Source organism: Halorubrum sp. SP9 (assembly GCF_005435015.1).
GTDB classification, from domain to species: Archaea; Halobacteriota; Halobacteria; order Halobacteriales; family Haloferacaceae; genus Halorubrum; species Halorubrum sodomense.
The window spans coordinates 1,486-5,461 of record NZ_SGXU01000057.1; the positions used below are offsets into that span (position 1 = coordinate 1,486).

Below are 3,976 nucleotides of genomic sequence, written 5' to 3' on the forward strand. Positions count from 1 at the left end.
AGGTGCGCCTCGTCACCGATGAGGTAGATTCGACGGTAGACCTCGAAGTGGAAGGCACGGCTATTGATATGAAGATGCGGAATTTCTCTCTTCCGTCTACGGGGCATAGAAGAACAACCAGTAACTGACACCACCGTAGATTCCCATCGTCGCGAGATGGTGTGTGTTCCCTTGAAGGAATCGACTGAGAGTCTGAGAACCGTACGCAAGATACCAGAAACCGATAAGATGTCGGACGGCCATAATCATAACCAGCAAGAGGAATCCCCCGACCACCGGTAATCCTGTGAACGACAGAATCCAACTCACCGTCCCATATCCCACGACGAGTATAATTCCACTTCCAAATAATGTCCGGGTCGCACTAGGGCGCGTCTGTTCACCCTCGTCCATTTCCTCAACGAATTCACGAAGTGTATTCCATTTCTCAATATCTCTCTCAGGGATGACGCCGGGCTCTTGCAGAATGAGGTATGCGAACTCAAAATAGAACTTTGCGAGTACAGTTAATATCAGGCTATGTAACCGACTATCAACCTCCTCATTTCCGTTCTGTACCGCCAATCCTTTCGTAAAAAACGCCGAGCCCCATATGCGATAGTCACCAAAAACGAATTCCTGTAGCACTACGATGAACAGGACTGCCACAATCAGTGAAAGGGAGACTATGTTAATTCTTGTTGCCCAGTCACCGACCGTACTCAAGACCGTGTTGCTAATCTGAAGCACGCATATGATTGATAGCATCTCAATCGGTCGTACTGTCCAGTTTAGAACGGCTTCTTCGTCGGTATGTTTCCCGATGACTCCCATCCGGCGGACAAGAGTCAACACAAGTAGAGCGAGAGCACAGAGAGTGATTATCAACGAATGTCTCACCGTCGAGTTGAGGGAGGTGAGTGTAGCTGTTGCGACTAAGGCCGTGAACGCTATCTCGAAATCGACGGATTCTGGTTGCTCTTTCTCAAAGATTATGTCGACTAACCTGTCAACATCCGTCATAAATTAGAAATTCTACTGAGGCGATATGAATCTCCGGATTTTTCAGTCACCGACCCAAAGTAGCCGGGAGCAAATTCCTAGAGTGCCAGATACCAATTCTAGAAGACATCTTAGCAATCAGTCAAACCAGATTCTTTTACGCTACTTCATCAGTGAGTATGATTCATGACCTGTCGGTCATAATCAGAAATATCAGTAATCGTCCAGCGTAGTTGGATTTGGAGAGTTGGAGTCTGAGGGGATAAAATCCGAGTTTAGTAATTCTCTTAGTTCATCAAGCGTTTGGAAGCCATGAAACCCTTTTTCGAAGATTTTGTTTGGTGATTGGCCGTCATCAACCTCTGGGTCGTAAAGGAACCGTGGCTTCTCTTGTTCCATGGCAAAATCCGCCTGATGAATAGTACCGCCGGTCTCACCAGATGCCCCAATTATAACTGCTGTAGAAATACCGGACGTTACTCTATTTCGCTCAACGAACCTCCCACGATGAATCCCTACTTTACTGCTCGTCTCGCTAACCAAGGCCCCATTATCAGGTATCTGTTCCCCAATCCCTCTATTTCCTGCGGGAACCACTTTCTGTACCTCGCCGGGTAACACAGCGATTGTTTCTCCCCCAGCGTCAAGAGCCCCTTGGTGAGCAGCAGCGTCGACACCGTTTGCTAAACCGCTAACTACAGTTTTGTCCATCTCTACGAGAGTATATGCAATCTTCCGGACAAATTCTAGTCTATGCTCTTTCGCACTTCTGGTCCCCACTACGGCCACTCCATCCTCAAGGGCGGTCACATCACCGTCGACATATAGACACAACGGAGGGTCTGGAATGTTCCACAGTAGGTCCGGGTAATTAGGACCGTAGAACGGTACAAACAAGATTCCCTCTGAGTCAAGACCTTCGATATATTGAGAATAAAAATCGATGTCGATAGTCGAAATTTCCTCGCTTAATTGAGATGCAAGTCGAGATTGGTCGTTATCCTCAAGTTCTTTGATTTTCAGATAGTCGGTTAAGAAGTCTTGAGAGATTTCATTTGGGGCTTTCTCCGTGAATAGGTCAACGAAGAGTTTGAGTACACCCTTCTGGTTGAGGTCTTGATTATCGTTGATACCTGCTATGATTGGGTCAAGGTCGTTCATCTTCTGGTATTTCGTCCTCCGGGATGTAGACTTCTGCATCTACGAGGTCCTCAATGTTCTCTGTGCGTGCAATCGTGAGGCCGACCACCTTGGAAGCCCCGGATTCGTTTAGGGCCTTGGCACAGTTTTCAAGAGTTGCTCCAGTCGTCGCAATATCGTCAAGTACGATTACAGAGGGAGAAGTTCCGAATTCTCGAATACACTCTATTTTATTATCAACGTTATCCCACCTCTCTTGGGCACCATCGGTATCTCTCTGTGACCCGTATTCCTCTGACTTCCTCAGTACGTCTCGGAGAGGAATATTTACCCGGTCACTCAGGAGACCGCCAATATTCTCCATATGATTTGATGCTGTACCTTGCGTACCTCGGGGCGGCGGGACCAGCATATCATAGCTCATCAAATCATTCAGATTTTCCATTCCCCATTCGAGAATATCCGCCATTTCGTTGGCATGCTCACCTTCTTTCACTTCGTCAATCGCGTTCGTAATCTCGTGGTCACGAAATTCGTACGTGTAAATCGTCACTGATAAAATTCTCTCTAATTGCTCGAAATCGTTGTAACCATTCTGGCAAAGTCCGCAAACTCCCGTTTTTTGTGCGTAGAAAGGGGATATGGCGTGGCCACACGTATTACACTGGTACTTTGGGTGGAGAATATCTTCGCCTTGAAATTCCCCGATGGACTTCGTGTTGTCCGATATCGAGTAGTACGTCGTCATCTGTTCTGATGGTTGTCACAATCACATATCACCCTTGGGGTCAGTCGACACTGGACACTCGATTTGTCATGTCAATCGTAGTTCCTGTCACGACAAACTGTCCGGCCGTCTCTCGATAGGTCTTGACGCAGGTTGAACCTCTGTCGCACGCAGATTAGTGTTGGAGCGGTCTGTCTCTCAATTGGGAATTCTTTGTGGAGGTGGTGCGAGTCGTCAGGACTAGACATGTAGTAGCTCGAAAATAGTGTTGGTCTGAGTGTAGTGTGATTTTGGAATCATCCACGTGATGTTTTAGAGAGATTGTAGAGGGTGCTAAGGCGGTTAGGCAAACGAAGCGCTATCTATACGGCATTCAGCACAGTCGTCCCTCCGATAAACGGCGAATACAGGCCCTGTAGTCCGTAGATAGAACAAATAAGCGTGTTACTATGAGATATCACCTTCCTCGTAGGGGTCATCCCCGACTGAATTCACGCGATATTCCGTTAGCGGCTTAGTCATTAAGGGGGGGTGGCAACCGAGGCGAGGAGAGGGAGTTTGGTTTTGGTGGTAGAATTCGACCATATTCGACTGGGTTATCCGAGAAAACAGATGGTTTATTTCTGATTCTACTGTATTTGGGGATTACTGGGCTCTAACTACAACGCAGGGTTCGATGAAATCGAGGGAAGATGTCTCTCAGGGACGGGATGTTCAAAAAATGACGGTCGAAACACGATAGCTACCGCTCTTGACCGGGTGTCCCCGGGTGAGTTTCGACCTCAGTCGGTTCCGCCGTCTGTCATGGAGCGGGCGGTTCCGAAGTCATCCCACTTGCCGGATTCCATTTGCTTACGAGCTTCTTCGAAAGCTTCGTTGAGTTCGGCTTGAACATCATCGTCGAGCATTCCTCCACTGGAGATGTCGATGAAGTCGTCGTCGTTCTCAACGACATCTTTCTCGGGCTCCTCTTCGATTTCTTCAGACTCATCATCTTTCTCGGTGCGTGAAGCGAACTTGGCCTTCGCACGTTCCTTGATATCGTTGAGAACCTGCTTGGGGTCAAAGAAGTCACGGAGCCAATCGCGGACGCGCTCGAAGGCGGTCTGACTGGCCCACCGGACGAAG

At 48.1% G+C, this 3,976-nt stretch carries 4 protein-coding genes; all 4 read right to left on the reverse strand.

All coding sequences use genetic code 11. From position 1 onward, the window contains the following. Positions 1-96: 96 nt before the first annotated feature. Positions 97-1,002, reverse strand: a complete 906-nt coding sequence (locus EXE45_RS16040; protein ID WP_137694906.1) for a hypothetical protein — start codon at positions 1,000-1,002, stop codon at positions 97-99. 192 nt (positions 1,003-1,194) lie between these two features. Next, positions 1,195-2,142, reverse strand: coding sequence for a DNA-processing protein DprA (locus tag EXE45_RS16045; RefSeq protein WP_158293467.1), 948 nt, complete (start codon positions 2,140-2,142; stop codon positions 1,195-1,197). Continuing rightward, complete coding sequence (locus EXE45_RS16050; RefSeq protein WP_137694908.1) at positions 2,129-2,869, reverse strand: ComF family protein; 741 nt, start codon at positions 2,867-2,869, stop codon at positions 2,129-2,131. Before EXE45_RS16050 ends, EXE45_RS16045 begins: the two co-directional genes overlap by 14 nt. 761 nt (positions 2,870-3,630) lie before the next feature. Then, positions 3,631-3,976: hypothetical protein (locus EXE45_RS19720; RefSeq protein ID WP_158294278.1), on the reverse strand; the 346-nt coding region annotated here is incomplete at its 5' end.

Excerpts from the sequence above, each read along its gene's own strand:
- EXE45_RS16040 (WP_137694906.1), bottom strand. The coding sequence starts at position 1,002 with ATGACGGATGTTGACAGGTTAGTCGACATAATCTTTGAGAAAGAGCAA.
- EXE45_RS16050 (WP_137694908.1), bottom strand. The coding sequence starts at position 2,869 with ATGACGACGTACTACTCGATATCGGACAACACGAAGTCCATCGGGGAA.
- EXE45_RS16045 (WP_158293467.1), bottom strand. The coding sequence starts at position 2,142 with ATGAACGACCTTGACCCAATCATAGCAGGTATCAACGATAATCAAGAC.